This window comes from Clostridium pasteurianum (assembly GCF_001705235.1).
GTDB lineage: Bacteria > Bacillota > Clostridia > Clostridiales > Clostridiaceae > Clostridium_S > Clostridium_S pasteurianum_A.
The window spans coordinates 3,366,066-3,381,423 of record NZ_MCGV01000001.1 but is presented as its reverse complement, the minus strand read 5'-3'; the positions used below and the strand labels follow the sequence as shown (position 1 = coordinate 3,381,423).

Below are 15,358 nucleotides of genomic sequence, written 5' to 3'. Positions count from 1 at the left end.
AGACTCAAATAAATAGCTCAAAAATTTAGTTGCTTTCATGAATAGTACACATTTATAGTTTTTTTATATTAAACATATTATTTAGAACTCTAAAATTTTGAACAAAAGATCTTGCTAATACCCAGTAACTTACTCCCCTAAGACCATATCTAACAACAAGTTTATACTTCTCCTCTACACTTCTAGCATCTTCGAACCAAACAACATGCTGCCTTCTATCTGCATCTATATAATTATAATAAGGTGACTGTGACTTCTCATCATATTTTATTTGTGCTCCATATTTTCCTGCTCTCTGTATGGCTTCATCATTTCCTATGGTTTCTGCAAACTCCCCTTTAGGCACATATGGAAGCGTCCAATCATAACCATAAAGAGGCATTCCCATCATTATCTTTGAAGGTGGTATAACGCTTACTGCATATCTTATTACTTTTTCGACTTCATTTATTGGAGCGACGGCCATTGGTGGCCCGCCAGACCAACCCCACTCATAAGTCATTATTATTACAAAATCCACAATTTCGCCATGTGCCTTATAATCATGAGCTCCGTGCCATGAACCTGTAGTAATGTCATATGTCTTTGGTGCAAGTGCCGTCGCCACAAGATAGTTAGGATGAAGTGCTGCTACAAGCTTCCTCAAAAAATCATTGTATTTCTGCCTATCTACCGGTGGGATTCTCTCAAAATCAACTACGACGCCGTAATATCCTTTACTTTTTATCATATTCAATATATTGTTTATTAAAGTATTTTGAAGTGAGCTGCTGTTTAATATGCTGCTTATTAAGTCACTATCAAAATTTGAACCCGTAGTTCCTGTTATATTTGTAACTGAAAGCATAGGCTTCACACCATTTTTTTCAGCTTGATTTATTAAATTTTCATCATCAAGAGGAGTAAGACCTCCATCCGCAGTTACATGATGGCTAAATGGTGTAAGATAAGTAAGATATCCTATAGTGCCACTTAACACTTCGTTTTCCTTTTCAGGGTTTGATGGCTGAATAAAAGCATTTACTTCTATGGTTCCATAGTTCTTTGCATTTTCTGGTATTCTTATAATAAGCCCTGGATAAACCTGTGATGGATTCTGAATACCATTTAGCTCCACAATGCTATTCACAGAAACCTTGAATTTTTGTGCAATAGACCACAAGTTCTCTCCAGGTTTTACTCTATATGATATTTCTGTACTTGGAATTACAAGAGTTTGCCCTACAACCAGCTGAGCATTTTGAAGATTATTAGCTTCTATTATACTTTGGGGAGTAACGCCAAATCTTCTAGCTATGCTGTAAACATTGTCTGAAGGCTTAACTACATATATTCTCAACTATTTTACCTCTTAAAAATATTACCATTAATCATTATATTCAGCTTTACCTATTTTTGTGCTTTCTCTACCCTTACTTTTTTGCCTTTAATAGTTTTATTTTTAAGTCCATCAAAAACTATATTTCCCTTATTGGACAGTATCTCTACATAAGAAAAATTATCATGTATATCAATTATACCTACATCTTCTGGATTTACATTTTCTATACTTGATATAGTTCCTGCTATGTCTCCCGGCCTTATCTTCTTTTTCTTTCCAACACTCAAATACAATTTTGTAACAGCTTCATTAAGCTTTTCACCTTTGTCATGCTTTTCACTTGCTGAATTCTTAAAACTATTATTGAATGTTTTCTTTCCCTGCTCTAATTCCTCTTTTGTAGGAACTTCTCCTTCTTCAATACTCAAAGAAAATTCCTCTTCAATTTCTGTTAAAAATCTTTTTTCCTTTGAAGTAACAAAAGTTATAGCCTTGCCTTTATTTCCTATACGTCCTGTTCTGCCTATTCTATGAATGTAACTCTCTTTTTCCATAGGTATATCATAATTTATAACATGCGTAACCTTTTCCACATCAATACCCCTAGCTGCCACATCTGTAGCTACCAAAAATGTGAATTTTCCTCTTTTAAACTCATTCATAACTTCAATTCTATCTGCCTGCAGCATTCCACCGTGTATTGCCTTACATGAATACCCTCTATCTTTCATTTTTAGAGTAACATCCTCTACATTTTGCTTTGTTCTGCAAAAGATTATTGCACTTTCTGGCAGCTCCTTATATATTATTTTTTGTAGCAAACTAAATTTATCTTTGCTTTCTATTTCATAATAAGTTTGATTTATTCTATCCTGAACTGAACTCTTAGACTTAATTTCTATATTAATAATATCTTTCATATACTTCTTTGATAGTCTTATTATTTCTTCGGGCAAAGTTGCTGAAAAAAGAAAGGTATTTTTATTCTCTGGAAGCTTACTAAATACACTTTCTACCTGTTCTATAAACCCCATATTAAGCATTTCATCTGCTTCATCGATTACAAGATACTTTATTTTTTCTGTGTTTAAAGTTCCCCTTTCAAGATGGTCAAGCACTCTTCCTGGAGTTCCAACCACAATATGAACTCTCTGCTTGAGTTCCCTTATTTGACCCGATATAGGTTCTTTACCAAATATGCTTACACATCTGAGCCTTTTAAACTTTCCAATGTACGAAAAATCCTGTTCTATTTGATATGCAAGTTCTCTTGTCGGTGCTAGAACAAGTACCTGCGGCAGTTTTTCTTCAAGCTCTATTTTCTCACATATAGGTATAGCAAATGCAGCTGTCTTGCCGCTTCCAGTCTGTGCTTTTGTAATTATATCTTTATTTTTAAGAATTAATGGAATAACTTTTCTTTGAACTTCAGATGGCCTCTTATATCCTAATTTTTCTATAGCCTCTAAAATTTCTTCACTTAATCCTAAATCTTTAAAACTTAATTCACTCATTATATTTACCTCGTGTTTCTCAATTATGTTTTCTATTTTGTACATAAAGTAGTATATCACTTAATAAACAAATTTAATATTCTTATTATTGACACAAAATTTCAAAATAAATAGAATATATAATTAAGAGGGTTCTATATTATAAGGAGCGTGATTAGCAATGAAAATATTTTTTATGTCTGATATACACGGTTCATTTTATTATCTTGAGAAGGCTATAAATAGATTTAAAGCTGAAAAAGCCAGTTACATAGTTATTTTAGGAGATGAACTTTATCACGGTGCTAGAAATGATCTTCCAGAAGGCTATAATCCTAAAAAAGTGACTAACCTTTTAAATGAATATAGTGATAAAATAATTGCCATAAGAGGAAACTGTGACAGTGAAGTTGATGAAATGGTTTTTGACTTTCCTATAATGTCAACTTACTCAACAATACTATATAAGGATAGAAGATTGTTCTTAACCCATGGACATATATATGGAGAAGAAAATATGCCAAAACTCAGTAAAGGTGACGTTTTATTATATGGCCATACTCATATTCCTGTTGCCAAGGAAAAGGATGGTATATTTATAATAAATCCAGGATCTATATCTATTCCTAAAGGAAATAGTCCACATTCTTATGCTGTACTTGAGGATAACTTATTTCAAATTAAGGATTTAGATGGGAATGTATTTATGACACTGGAAATATAAAAACTCATATGGCATCTTATTAAATTGCAAATTTTTTCTACAAGGTGATACAAATGAAATTGAATAATCTATTACAGGAATCAAAAATTAATTGGTCAAACTTTTTTGTTTCGTCTGACTCTAGATCATATGATGATGAAGATAAATTCGACATTTCTCCAACAGAGTTTTTAGATTTTGCTAAAAAAGATTACTATTGCACAAATAAACAAGGAATGATTAATGCTTTAAGCAATGCTAAAAGAGCAATAGATTGCCAAGTTGATTGGATACTAGAATATTTAGGATACAAATATTCCGAATTTAATTCAAAAGTTTATCCTAATATCGATATTATAATTAATGAATATGAGTTAGAAAATGAATTTCTTTATGATACACCCTTTAAATTAAAATTTGTACAAGCTATGGATATAGCGCCATCATTTTTAGTATCAAAAATTAGATTATTAAGAAATAAACTTGAACATGAATATACAATACCTAAAAAAAACGAAGTAAAAGAAGCTTTGGAGGTTGCTGAATTATTTATAAATGCAACTAAAAATATAGTATATTCAGAAATATGCCACGAATTTTACTTTAGCAACAACGAATCTATTTATGATTCATTACAATCTGCTAAAGAGTATTATTACGTAAATTTCGATGTTTGTGATAAAAAAGATATAACTATCATGTTATTTACTTCCCAAAAGCGGTTGTCTGAAATCATTACCCCAACTGATGAAGAATATGCATTTTTAATAAAAGTAATGACTTCACATAATTTTTGCTACCTACCAAAAGCATTTGGTAAGGAAATCAATAAAAAGTACATTAAGTATTCTGCTTCACTAATGGCAAAACGTATAACATTTCCTTAATTCTAAACTTATTAAACTATTTGTATAGTATAATAAGCTAATTCTTTATTGAATAGAACTGCGAAAAGCTTACTTCTATTCAATAAAGAATTAGCTTTTCACAGTTTAATCTTTTTAAGCGTTGTTAATATATTATATACCGTTTCATTTCTTTGATATGTCTAAAATATTGACATTGATCTATAATGCCGTGCCTACGGAATTTTTAATGCAAACTGTTTTAACCATTAAATAAAGTATCATCCGTTACCGCAGGTAAATCCCCTGACGAGCGAAGCAATGTCAACACACCCTTTACAATATAGAAGTGCAACTTCCCAGATTTTCCGCAGCGGAGCGGAAGAAAATCCTCCTTGCCTTCCCCCATGGAAAGTAACCGTGTTTTCGAAACAATTTAAATAAAACTCAATAAGACTTTGCCCCAAATAATGAAAAGACTTAGAAATTTTAATTTGTCTGAGCTTTTTTTCAGCGAGTTATTGAAACTTCTTAGGCTTTTCATTATTAAAATCTTAACTATGTATAAACTTTTAATTTAGATTTTCCGCAGCGAAGCGGAAGAAAATCCTCCTTTCCTTTACCCCATGGGAAGTAACAGTATTTTGGAAACTGTTTAAATAAAGCTCAATAAGACTTTGCCCCAAATTGTAAAAAGCCTTAGAAATTTCAATTTGTCTGAGCTTCTTTTCAGCGAGTTATTGAAACTTCTTAGGCTTTTTTATAATTTGGGGCTTAGTCTTATGAACTTTATTTAATGTTTCAAAATACTGTTACTTCCCAAGATTTTCGAACATCTTTATGTCATCATCTACATTAGTTATTCCACCAATACCAAAGTTATCAACAAGAACTTTAGCTACATTTGGTGATAAAAATGCTGGAAGTGTTGGTCCAAGGTGAATGTTTTTAACACCAAGATATAATAATGCAAGTAATACTATTACAGCTTTTTGCTCATACCATGCTATGTTGTATGCTATAGGAAGTTCATTTATATCTGAAAGTCCAAATACTTCTTTAAGTTTAAGCGCTATTACAACTAATGAATATGAATCATTACATTGTCCTGCATCAAGTACTCTTGGAATTCCACCTATATCTCCAAGGTTCAACTTATTATACTTATACTTAGCACAACCTGCTGTAAGTATAACTGCATCCTTTGGAAGTTTTTCTGCAAATTCTGTGTAGTAGTTTCTGCTCTTTGCTCTTCCATCACAGCCTGCCATTACATAAAATCTCTTAATAGCTCCTGATTTAACGGCTTCTACAATTTTATCAGCTAAAGCTATAACCTGATTATGTGCAAAACCTCCTACTATTTCTCCTCTTTCTATTTCAGTTGGTGGCGCACATTTTTTAGCCTGCTCAATTATTGCTGAAAAATCTTTTGGCTCGCCATCTTCAATATGCTTTACTCCTGGATAACCCGTTACCCCTGTTGTGTATATTCTATCTATATAAGAAGCTTTTGGAGGAACGATACAGTTTGTAGTCATAAGTATTGGTCCATTGAAGCTTTCAAATTCCTCATTCTGTTTCCACCATGCATTTCCGTAGTTTCCAACAAAGTGACTGTACTTTTTAAATGCTGGATAGTAATTTGCAGGAAGCATTTCGCCGTGAGTATAAACGTCTACTCCTGTTCCTTCTGTCTGTTTCAAAAGCTCTTCTATATCCTTTAAGTCATGTCCACTTATTAAAATTCCAGGATTATTTCTAGTTCCTATATTAACCTTTGTTATTTCTGGATTTCCAAAAGTCTCTGTATTAGCCTTATCTAAAAGTGCCATTGCATCTACGCCATATTTACCACACTCTAAAGCTAATGCAACTAATTCGTCTGCTCCTAATGTATCATCCAAAGTTGCTGCTAAAGCTTTTGACATGAAGCCTTTTATATTATCATCTTCGTAATTTAAATTACGTGCATGTTTTAAGTATGCAGCTATACCTTTAACTCCATAAGTTAATAATTCCCTTAAAGATCTTATGTCTTCATTTTCAGTTGAAAGTACTCCAACTGCCTCAGGTTTTTCATTAAGCTCTGCATTTGCACCTTCTACTGTTAATTGTTTCTTTAATTCTTCTTTGTACTGAATTCCCTTTTCAATTCTTTCAGTAAACACACCTTCATCAAAATTTGCATTAGTTATTGTTGCAAAAAGACCATCAATTATAAAATTGTCTATCTCTTTATTTACTAAACCTAATTTTCTTGCTTCTACATTATATAAAGATACAACCTTTAAAGTATATATTAATAAATCCTGCTTTTTAGCTAAATCTTCAGTTTTTCCGCAAACTCCTCTTACGGTACATCCCTTACAACCTGCTGTTTCCTGACATTGATAACAAAACATGCTCATTTAATCTACCTCCACAAAATAATTTTTTTCTTTGCTATGGTTAGATTATATTATTGTTATAAACTTAATTCGGTAACAATTGTTACTGTGTGAAAATAAATTAAAAATTTGCTGCTAATAAATACTTTTTTATACATATTTAAAACAAAACTTTTTCAAAAGCCATCCTCTCACTTTTGTCCTTCAAATGAATTATTCCGCAGTACTTAAAACCATTTTTACTTAACAGCTTTTGCATAGACAAATTATCCTTATGTGTATCTACCTTTATGCTATGTACCCCTTTATTCAAGCACATTTTTTCTACATTTTTTATAATTATGGAGGCTAGCCCTTCTCCCTTACAATTTACATCAACACTTATTCTATGAATTACTGCAAATTTCTCATTAGTAAGCCACTTGCCATCATAAATAATATCATAAGTTTTTTCTCCTTCAAAAGAAATCATTGCAGTACCAACTACAATATTATTTCTCAGTAAAACAAATGAATTTTCATTTTCAATGTCATTTTTTATAGTTTCAAAATTAGGATAGTTATTTTGCCATTGATCAATTTCCTTTTCTTTAAAATAAGCCTGTGCCTCTCCTATAATTTTCATTATTTTATCAATATCCGAATAAGTTGCTTTTATAAATTCCATTTAAATCTCCTTTAATATTCATTTACTTTTTGTATCCCAATCTAAATTAAACTGTCCCCTAGTTTTCCTTGCAGTAATTTGTAATGAGTACTTTCCTTCCCTTTTAGCTGTATATTTAAAAGCTCCACTATTATCCACCAATAAATTTTTTATAACCTTCCCAGATGGATCTAGAAACAAAATTTTTAGCTTCCCTGCTTTTACTATTGATGAATACTCAATATTTATTTGTTCATTTGTCTTCAATTTAATAACTTTACTTCTATTTCCATTAAGATAAAAATATTTTAAGTCATACTTATGCATTCCCGAACTCTCAATTGCTCCAACCTGAAAGAAAGCATTTTTACTATTATTATCTATATTACAAACAAAAACCGTTAGCAAAAATACAACTATAATAAAACATACCCACACAAACTTATGCTTTTTAAATATATTCATTTCTTACACCTCTTTATCAAATTTTTTTCCGCAATAAGGACAATATACCCAGCTCTCTTTCACACTCTTTCCGCAATTGTGGCATAAGCTGTTTGGACAAGTACTCCTTGACATAATAATATAAATTATAAAAGTAACGGGAAAACTAAATAATGCCATTAATGCCCACAATGCAGAAAATTCGCTTTTTCTATCTCTTGCATCAAGATATATCCATAATGATTGTCCTAGTAATACAAATATAACTAAAAATATAATTAAAAATCCCATTATGTCCATTTACAGCACATCCCCTTTCACATTATTTTTTAATTTAATCAGCAGTAAAAATGGTAGTATAGATGACAATATAAAATTTATAAATAAACATATAAATATTCCAAATCTACTTGCTATGAAAAACTCTAATATAATTACAGTCATTGCAAAAAAACAATATATAAAATCCTGCACTCTAAGTTTTTTTCTATTCTGAACATCCTTAGCATCTTTTATTATATTTAAAGTATCAATTTCCTTTATAGCCCCTATCTTCTCTAAATAATCATCTTCAATGAATTTATATTTGTCCATTTATAAATCACCTCCTAAAATACTCCTAAGTGCCTTTGCTGTATTATGAAGTCTTGATTTTATAGTTCCTCCCCTACAATTAATTATCCTACCTATCTCCTCTATACTGTAGCCATAGTAATATTTAAGTATAAAAGTTACTCTCTTTTCATATCCCATTTTCTGAAGTTCCTTAAGAGCTTTTTCTATTTCCATTTTATTTTCTATTGTTTCTTCAAGTTTAACTTTACTCATTAAATTCAGATTATCATGTAAACATTCCGTTTTTAATTTACTTTGTCTTTTCAATTGATTTTTGTACAAATTTAGTGCTATAGCTATCAGCCAACTTGAAAATTTACTTTGGAATTTAAATCTATTTATGTTTAGCACAGCTTTCATCAAAGTTTCCTGAACTAAATCCTCTGACAAACTAATATCTCCTGTAGTTTTAATTAGAAATCCAAAAAGCATTTTATAATGCATTTGAAATAACACGTTTAATGCAGGGCTGTTTCCCTGTTGAGCCTTTTTTATAAGTTCATTTTCTTCCAAATGCATTTCACCTCCCGGTATAAATTAATTTTAATATTACACTTTATAAGACAACTTAACCTAGAAAAAGTTCATTATTTTATAAAAAACTATGTTTTAAAATAATGTAAAAGTTAGCACCTATTTAAAACATAGCATAAAAAAACTAGAAATTCATCAAAAGATAAAATTTCTAGTTTCTATTTAAAATGTTATTAGTTATTTACGTATTTTTTTAACCACCATTATTATTGGAACCGAAATAACAAGTGCCATTGCAGCAGATAAAAAACCATTTGCAACTAATGCTAAAAGTGTCTTTACTGCTGTACTATAACTTATATGAAGTGCATTTGCATACGCATTTATATACAAAATATAAACCATTGCAAGAACACCAATTGTATTAGTAAAAGAACCCGCAACAATACCAATTACAATACCAAATTTCTCAGATTTTCTTTTAAAAAGTTTATAAACATAGTACGAAACAATTCCTATTAAAATCCTTGGAATCACAGCAACCACAGGATTCATAAATATAAATGATACCGGAGATGGTGTATTTATAGCTTGTATAATACTAAAAATACCAAATAGAAGTCCAGTAAAAGCTCCTACAATTGGTCCACCTACTATGCCACCTATTATAACTGGTATATGCATTATCGTAGTCTTAAACGGTGGTACCGGCAAAAATCCAAGTCCAGTTGCACCTAACACTATAGTTACTGCAAATAGTAACCCTACCATAGTAATTTCTCTAGTCTCAAGTTTACGTCTACAAATTTTTTTAATCATTAAAAATTACCTCGCTCTCATTCCTTTAATTATGGATACAAGTCGAATTTCAATTTTATATAATTAAATTTTATACAAAATATTTATTCGTTAAAATTTTATCATTCTCTCTTTCTATTCTCAATATGCAAATATAGCTACATATTGCTTGTTTAACGTTTACATTGTGCTTTTTAACTTATTTTAATTGTTATTCTCTATCAAAATACTTCAGTAGTGTTTTATGTAATTTACTATATAATATTAAAAATATGTGCTATTATTATATTATTGTTATTATTTACAAAATAGGGATATAACTTATTGTTTCACATATAGATATGCTTATATTTAACAGCATTTAGGTAATTATTAAAAAATTTCAAATAATTTATATTAATTTAAACTGAATCATTTTCATACACTTTATGCACTAATATATAAAATTGAAAACGTATTTAGCTGACATTTGCTTTAAAAACAATTTAATATGACATATACATTTTGTGACCATAAAAAGCAAATAAATCATTATCATTTCAAGCATACAACGATAATATTTTATCTTTGAATAAATAGAATGGAGTGATTAACTTGTTAAGCATATTTTCAAAAAAAAGCAAAACAAACACACTAGATAGTAATTCAATATCAAGAGAAAATGCTGCTGTACCCAAAAATGTTACTAAAAACAATACTAATGATTACAAATCTATAAACTACAATGCAAATTATATACAAGAAAAAATATCCAATCTTATGGACAGTGAACTTTCAGTCTCTTCATCTACTCAAGATGTGTCAAAAGCATTTGATGAAGTTTCTAATAGCATTTTTAATATAACGGATATATTAAACAATTTCAGTGATAATTTCAACTTTTTTGCAGATAGTTCTGACAACATAAAAAATACCATAGATTCCTCAATAAAGTCTATAGATAATGCTAAAGATACAACTTTTAACTTGAAAGAAAAAATGAATAGTATAGAACAGAGTATAAATGAATTTTTAACTATATTCTTAGCCTTAAAAAAGTCTTTTGATGCTGTAAATGAACTTTCCAAAAATATTGCCGAAATAGCTGATCAGACAAATTTACTTTCTCTAAATGCCTCCATAGAAGCAGCTAGAGCTGGAGAAAGTGGACGAGGCTTCGCTGTTGTAGCCGAAGAAGTTAAAAAGCTTGCAGATTCTACAAAACAATTGGTAGATGGCATAAACAATAAAATGTCCGAAATGCATAATAATGTTGACAATTTAAGTTCTTCAATAACTACTTCAAGAGAAGTATTAAAAGATGGAATTGATTTTGCAGAAAAAACTCAACAATCTTTTAATGAAATATTAGATCAATCAACAAATGTTAAAAGCTTAACAAATAAAATGAATTCATCTATGAAAGGCGCCCAGAATGGTTTTACCACTCTCTCTACCAGCATGACTAATATACTAACATCTTGTGATACAGTAAGCGATGCGATAAATAAATTAAATTCTCAATCTTCTCAAAAATCAACGTTATATTCTGATATCACTAACTCTGTAAAGCAAATTACCAATATTTCAAAAAAAAATTAAGAATTAAAAATTAGGAATTAAGAATTAATAAAACTTTTTCTCCGTTCCACTACGAAAAACTTATAAACTTATAACTACTTTCATTTTCACCAGTGGAAATGTTCTTTTCTAAAATCTACATTAATTCTTAATTCTTAATTTTTCTAAAGTTAATTCACAATATTTAATGCGACAGCCTCATACTTTTAATGTAAATGTATATATTATAAATTTAATTACTTGCCGCCATCTGAAAATACTGAAGTACAAGCATAAGTGCTCCACCTATAAGTGCTAAAACAAAAATAGCCATCCAAACAGTATTTATGCCATAAATATCTATGTATTTACCTGCCGCAAAAGTTCCTAATGCTGCTCCAGCCGATGATACAATTTCACCAACTGCTCCAAACCTTGCCCTGCAATTTCTAGGACTGTTATTTGCCACATAAACACCAAAGTTAGTTGAAGCTATTATTTCTCCTATACTCCAAACAACAGTTGAAATTATAAAGAATAGATAGTTCTTTCCTATAATGCATATCATTCCAAAGCCCAAAGCATAAAATACTCCCACAATTGCCATATTAGTAAGAGTTCTTAATTTTCTTATAACTTGCATTATAAACACAGTTAAAGTTACTACAGTTATGGCATTAACACTCATTAAAAAACCATACTTAGAAGAACCACTATATCCAAATACCTTTGTCATCATAATTGGCAGAGAAAAAAGACTTTGCCTATAAATTACACTATATATTATATCAATAGCAAAAAAGCATACTATAAATGGTCTTTTTAAAAGTATCTCAAAAATATTTCCCTCTTCTTCTTTTTCTTCAATTCTAGCTTCGCCAATAATTTTTAATGGTTCTGTATCTTCTACAAATATGCATACTATAGAAACTGCTATAAATGAAGTTAACGCATCACCTATAAATAGTAACGAAAGATAATTATTAAACAAAAATCCTGCTATTATAGGTCCCAATGCAACTCCAAAATTTATACCTAAATACAAAAGTGAAGACCCAATCTGCCTTTTTTCTGCTGGAAGTAAATCCGCAACCATGGCTGACATACTAGGTCTTACAAAGCCATTAAAAAAAGCTGATGATATTAGTAGCACAACTGTAACTGTTGGTATTTTGATAAACCCACAAATTAAAATTGATATTGCCGCTAATCCCTGTCCAATTATATAAGTTTTCTTTCTACTAACCTTATCTGCAAATTTTCCTCCTATAAACGAAGCAGGAATACCTACAATCGAAGCAATCATTACTATACTTCCCGCTTTAGCTGTGGAAAATTGAAGCTTTTGTGTCAAAAGCAGTGATAAAAATGGAAAAACAAAATCTCCTAATCTATTTACTACTTGTACTATAAATAAAAAATATATACTTCTAGGAAGTCCTTTGTAATTATTTAACATGTTCACTTTTAGCCCCCCATACTTTTGTAAGTTTATTAAAATTCAATAATCCTGTAAAATAGCATCTTAATTCAAGCATAAAATACTAACATTATACCACAAATCATAATATATTAAGTGCTGCACTAAGTAAAACCCAAACATAAAAACGCCATAGGTTCTTATCTAAAGACCATGACGTTCTAAGACTATTGTATATCTGCTACTTAACAACTAAAAAAGCTAAAATCAAATAAATGATTGAATATATTATACTTCCATTTCTAAATACTTTTCTTTCAAAACCTTCATCACTTTCAGGCACATAAAAACTTGCTTCATCAGATTTTTTTGATACTTTCCTTGCTAAAATTATTTCACAAATTATATAAGCGATTAATGGCAACATAAAGCCAGCAAAGCCTAAGCCGAATTTAGCATTATCTTTATGTGTTAAACTTGCAATTCCAAATCCTACAAAGAAGTTGCATACAATAAATATCATCATTTTCTTGAAATATTTATAAATTCTCTTCCAGCTAGCATCGCTGTATTTACTGGTCTTATAAAACTTAAACATTCTATGATTATTGTACAAATCTTGTTTATTGAGTTCATTTAATTTTTCTCTTAATTCAGTTATTAAATCACCTATATTTTCTAAAACAACTGTTAATTTAATATTCTTTTTCCCATATATAATTTTAACCCAACCACCAATATACCTTATTGATGGAAATCTAACATTAGTTATATCCGAATATGGAATAATCGTAGTTCCCTTTAAATTATTATATATAATTGAATCATCAGTTAATTCCACACTTATACGTTTAAATCTCCTAAACAGGGCAAAATACAATATTAAATTCTCTAAAGAAATTACTATAAGCATGAACACTCCAATTGAAATAAAAATAATTACAGCAGTTTTATCAAACTTATTTTCTAAAGATGATAGCACTGCAAATGCTAAACATGAATAAACTAGTATAAAAAACCCCATAACACTCCCTATTATTATGGACGGTTTTCTTAAGTGCTTCCTGTATACGTATTTTTTTCCCATTCTTTCTCCTTAGTACATTTTAAATTTTATTAAATAAAGCATTAAATATTATTTAATAAATTTAATTATAATTTAGTATTATTTTCATTTCAACCCTTTTTATATACTTTTTAGTCAAATTCGTGTATTATTTATTGCTAAAGCAACAAATGATACCAAAATATTGTAATAAAAAAATTATAGCTCCTAAGAAATTAGGAACTATAATTTTTTATTATATTTATAAACCACTAAAGAAATTCTTAATTGAAGTCCATACTTTACTAAAAAATCCCTTTGCCTGGTCACTTTCAAGGGTACCCTTTAACTTATCTTCAACACCATTAAGTTGTCCTTTTATCTTACTATAATTTAAATTAAGCTTGCTTATTTTATACATTGCATCAGTTATTTTATTTATATCATCATCACTCAATTTATAATTATAATTGTTTACTACATTGTTTACTATTTGTTTAGTAGCATCCTTACTATCAGGATTCTTTTTAACTACATCCTGCTTTATTTCATTCATAAGTCCTGCTGCTTTGTCTTTTCCAATTTTCTGCCCCAAATCACCTGTTGTTACTAACTCTTGATTAGCTGCTTGCTTACTTGCCTCACTAATTTTATTTCCACCCTTACTAGTTTCAAACCCCTTCAATATTCCAGTAAGTGCTGCTGTACCTGATACATTAAAAGGTGCTGCAGCCTTAACCTTTGCATTACTTATTCCAGCTGTAATAAGAGCATTTTTTATCATATCTGAAGTAACCCAATATATGTTATTAGTAGTTACATCTATTCCTCCACTTGATGTAGGCTCAACATAAGAACATGATATTGATTTAGTTCCTATTTGTGCACTAGTTGCTGTACTTCCAAGATACTTTTTCTCTTCATCTATATTTACTTCTATTACATTCACTTGATCTTTTGTTACACCAAAGTATTTAAGCATGTCCGCTTTTTGCTGCTCATTTAAATCACCACCAAGTGTAACACTTATGAACGCATCAGCCTTGGCATTAAGCGGTGCCACAGCTGTTAATGTAACTATAAGAAATAGGACTAATAATTTACTTGCTATACTTTTAAGTTTCATATTATAAATCTCCCTCACTTTAAACTTATTTATAGACTTATTATATATATTACCTAATAAATCTATAAATTACAATCCAAAGCGAGTTAACATTGATTTGTAACATTAAAAAAATTCTATAAAGCTAAGGTAAAAAAATCATAAAATACTAAGAGTTTTAATAACTCGCAAAGCTCAAACAAATTAAAACTCTAAGTATTTTATGATTTTTTTACCAAGATTTATTAGAGTTTTTTTAAATCGTTACGTATCAATGTTAATTCGCTTTTGGAGTAAAACAAGGAAAAAATTCCTCCGTACCTACGGAATTTTAGGTGTTAATTACATAGATTTACTTTGATATCTATATTATTCGATTTTCAAATAAGTTAATATATTATTTTTCGCAGTGAAGCGGAGAAAAATTTACCTTGCTTTTATTTTTAGAGAAGTAATAGTATTTTGGAAACAATTTAAATAAAATTCAATAAGACTTGCTTCAAATTATAAAAAGACTTAG

15 protein-coding genes are annotated in these 15,358 nt (G+C 29.6%); 3 read left to right on the top strand and 12 right to left on the bottom strand.

The genetic code is table 11. The features are described from left to right. Positions 1 to 52: 52 nt before the first annotated feature. Together BEE63_RS15170 and BEE63_RS15165 are read right to left on the bottom strand one after the other, a co-directional pair. Positions 53 to 1,339, bottom strand: coding sequence for a glycosyl hydrolase family 18 protein (locus BEE63_RS15170; protein ID WP_066022191.1), 1,287 nt, complete (start codon positions 1,337 to 1,339; stop codon positions 53 to 55). A 50-nt stretch (positions 1,340 to 1,389) separates the two neighbouring features. Further along, a complete protein-coding gene (locus tag BEE63_RS15165; protein WP_066022190.1) occupies positions 1,390 to 2,835 on the bottom strand; it encodes a DEAD/DEAH box helicase in 1,446 nt (481 codons plus the stop codon). 160 nt (positions 2,836 to 2,995) lie between these two features. Between BEE63_RS15165 and yfcE the strand changes: the two genes are divergently transcribed. Both yfcE and BEE63_RS15155 read left to right on the top strand, forming a co-directional pair. Then, the gene (yfcE, locus tag BEE63_RS15160; protein ID WP_066022189.1) at positions 2,996 to 3,538 is read left to right on the top strand and encodes a phosphodiesterase; all 543 of its coding nucleotides are present in this window, start codon (positions 2,996 to 2,998) and stop codon (positions 3,536 to 3,538) included. 53 nt (positions 3,539 to 3,591) lie between these two features. After that, a complete protein-coding gene (locus BEE63_RS15155) occupies positions 3,592 to 4,404 on the top strand; it encodes a hypothetical protein (RefSeq protein WP_066022188.1) in 813 nt (270 codons plus the stop codon). Between the two features lie 770 nt (positions 4,405 to 5,174). Here BEE63_RS15155 and hcp read toward each other — a convergent pair. From hcp to BEE63_RS15120, 7 genes are all read right to left on the bottom strand, one after another. Continuing rightward, positions 5,175 to 6,773 carry a hydroxylamine reductase gene (gene hcp, locus BEE63_RS15150; protein ID WP_066022187.1) on the bottom strand — a complete coding sequence of 533 codons (1,599 nt, stop codon included), beginning with the start codon at positions 6,771 to 6,773 and terminating at the stop codon, positions 5,175 to 5,177. Between the two features lie 139 nt (positions 6,774 to 6,912). After that, the gene (locus BEE63_RS15145; RefSeq protein ID WP_066022186.1) at positions 6,913 to 7,419 is read right to left on the bottom strand and encodes a GNAT family N-acetyltransferase; all 507 of its coding nucleotides are present in this window, start codon (positions 7,417 to 7,419) and stop codon (positions 6,913 to 6,915) included. An 18-nt stretch (positions 7,420 to 7,437) separates the two neighbouring features. Then, positions 7,438 to 7,863 (bottom strand): hypothetical protein, encoded by a 426-nt coding sequence (locus tag BEE63_RS15140; protein ID WP_066022185.1) that lies wholly within the window; start codon positions 7,861 to 7,863, stop codon positions 7,438 to 7,440. A gap of 3 nt (positions 7,864 to 7,866) precedes the next feature. Then, complete coding sequence (locus tag BEE63_RS15135) at positions 7,867 to 8,142, bottom strand: zinc ribbon domain-containing protein (protein WP_066022184.1); 276 nt, start codon at positions 8,140 to 8,142, stop codon at positions 7,867 to 7,869. Next, positions 8,143 to 8,436, bottom strand: coding sequence for a hypothetical protein (locus BEE63_RS15130; protein ID WP_066022183.1), 294 nt, complete (start codon positions 8,434 to 8,436; stop codon positions 8,143 to 8,145). It abuts the gene before it with no gap. Then, positions 8,437 to 8,970 (bottom strand): sigma-70 family RNA polymerase sigma factor, encoded by a 534-nt coding sequence (locus BEE63_RS15125; RefSeq protein ID WP_066023254.1) that lies wholly within the window; start codon positions 8,968 to 8,970, stop codon positions 8,437 to 8,439. Positions 8,971 to 9,168: 198 nt separating this feature from the next. Beyond that, positions 9,169 to 9,750, bottom strand: coding sequence for an ECF transporter S component (locus BEE63_RS15120; protein ID WP_066022182.1), 582 nt, complete (start codon positions 9,748 to 9,750; stop codon positions 9,169 to 9,171). Positions 9,751 to 10,323: 573 nt separating this feature from the next. Between BEE63_RS15120 and BEE63_RS15115 the strand changes: the two genes are divergently transcribed. After that, positions 10,324 to 11,310: a methyl-accepting chemotaxis protein gene (locus tag BEE63_RS15115; RefSeq protein WP_066022181.1), complete on the top strand. Its 987-nt coding sequence runs from the start codon at positions 10,324 to 10,326 to the stop codon at positions 11,308 to 11,310. Between the two features lie 211 nt (positions 11,311 to 11,521). Here BEE63_RS15115 and BEE63_RS15110 read toward each other — a convergent pair whose 3' ends face one another. The 3 genes from BEE63_RS15110 to BEE63_RS15100 form a co-directional block, all read right to left on the bottom strand. Further along, positions 11,522 to 12,727 (bottom strand): MDR family MFS transporter, encoded by a 1,206-nt coding sequence (locus BEE63_RS15110; RefSeq protein ID WP_242874932.1) that lies wholly within the window; start codon positions 12,725 to 12,727, stop codon positions 11,522 to 11,524. A 202-nt stretch (positions 12,728 to 12,929) separates the two neighbouring features. Continuing rightward, entirely contained in the window at positions 12,930 to 13,775 is an 846-nt protein-coding gene (locus tag BEE63_RS15105; RefSeq protein WP_066022179.1) for a PH domain-containing protein, read from the bottom strand. Between the two features lie 220 nt (positions 13,776 to 13,995). Further along, positions 13,996 to 14,859: a DUF1002 domain-containing protein gene (locus BEE63_RS15100; RefSeq protein WP_066022178.1), complete on the bottom strand. Its 864-nt coding sequence runs from the start codon at positions 14,857 to 14,859 to the stop codon at positions 13,996 to 13,998. Positions 14,860 to 15,358: the final 499 nt, after the last annotated feature.

Bases quoted from the DNA above. Each gene is read 5' to 3' on its own strand.
- hcp (WP_066022187.1), bottom strand. From the start codon at position 6,773: ATGAGCATGTTTTGTTATCAATGTCAGGAAACAGCAGGTTGTAAGGGA.
- BEE63_RS15130 (WP_066022183.1), bottom strand. From the start codon at position 8,436: ATGGACAAATATAAATTCATTGAAGATGATTATTTAGAGAAGATAGGG.
- BEE63_RS15145 (WP_066022186.1), bottom strand. From the start codon at position 7,419: ATGGAATTTATAAAAGCAACTTATTCGGATATTGATAAAATAATGAAA.
- BEE63_RS15110 (WP_242874932.1), bottom strand. From the start codon at position 12,727: ATGTTAAATAATTACAAAGGACTTCCTAGAAGTATATATTTTTTATTT.
- yfcE (WP_066022189.1), top strand. From the start codon at position 2,996: ATGAAAATATTTTTTATGTCTGATATACACGGTTCATTTTATTATCTT.
- BEE63_RS15155 (WP_066022188.1), top strand. From the start codon at position 3,592: ATGAAATTGAATAATCTATTACAGGAATCAAAAATTAATTGGTCAAAC.
- BEE63_RS15165 (WP_066022190.1), bottom strand. From the start codon at position 2,835: ATGAGTGAATTAAGTTTTAAAGATTTAGGATTAAGTGAAGAAATTTTA.
- BEE63_RS15120 (WP_066022182.1), bottom strand. From the start codon at position 9,750: ATGATTAAAAAAATTTGTAGACGTAAACTTGAGACTAGAGAAATTACT.
- BEE63_RS15140 (WP_066022185.1), bottom strand. From the start codon at position 7,863: ATGAATATATTTAAAAAGCATAAGTTTGTGTGGGTATGTTTTATTATA.
- BEE63_RS15100 (WP_066022178.1), bottom strand. From the start codon at position 14,859: ATGAAACTTAAAAGTATAGCAAGTAAATTATTAGTCCTATTTCTTATA.
- BEE63_RS15105 (WP_066022179.1), bottom strand. From the start codon at position 13,775: ATGGGAAAAAAATACGTATACAGGAAGCACTTAAGAAAACCGTCCATA.
- BEE63_RS15135 (WP_066022184.1), bottom strand. From the start codon at position 8,142: ATGGACATAATGGGATTTTTAATTATATTTTTAGTTATATTTGTATTA.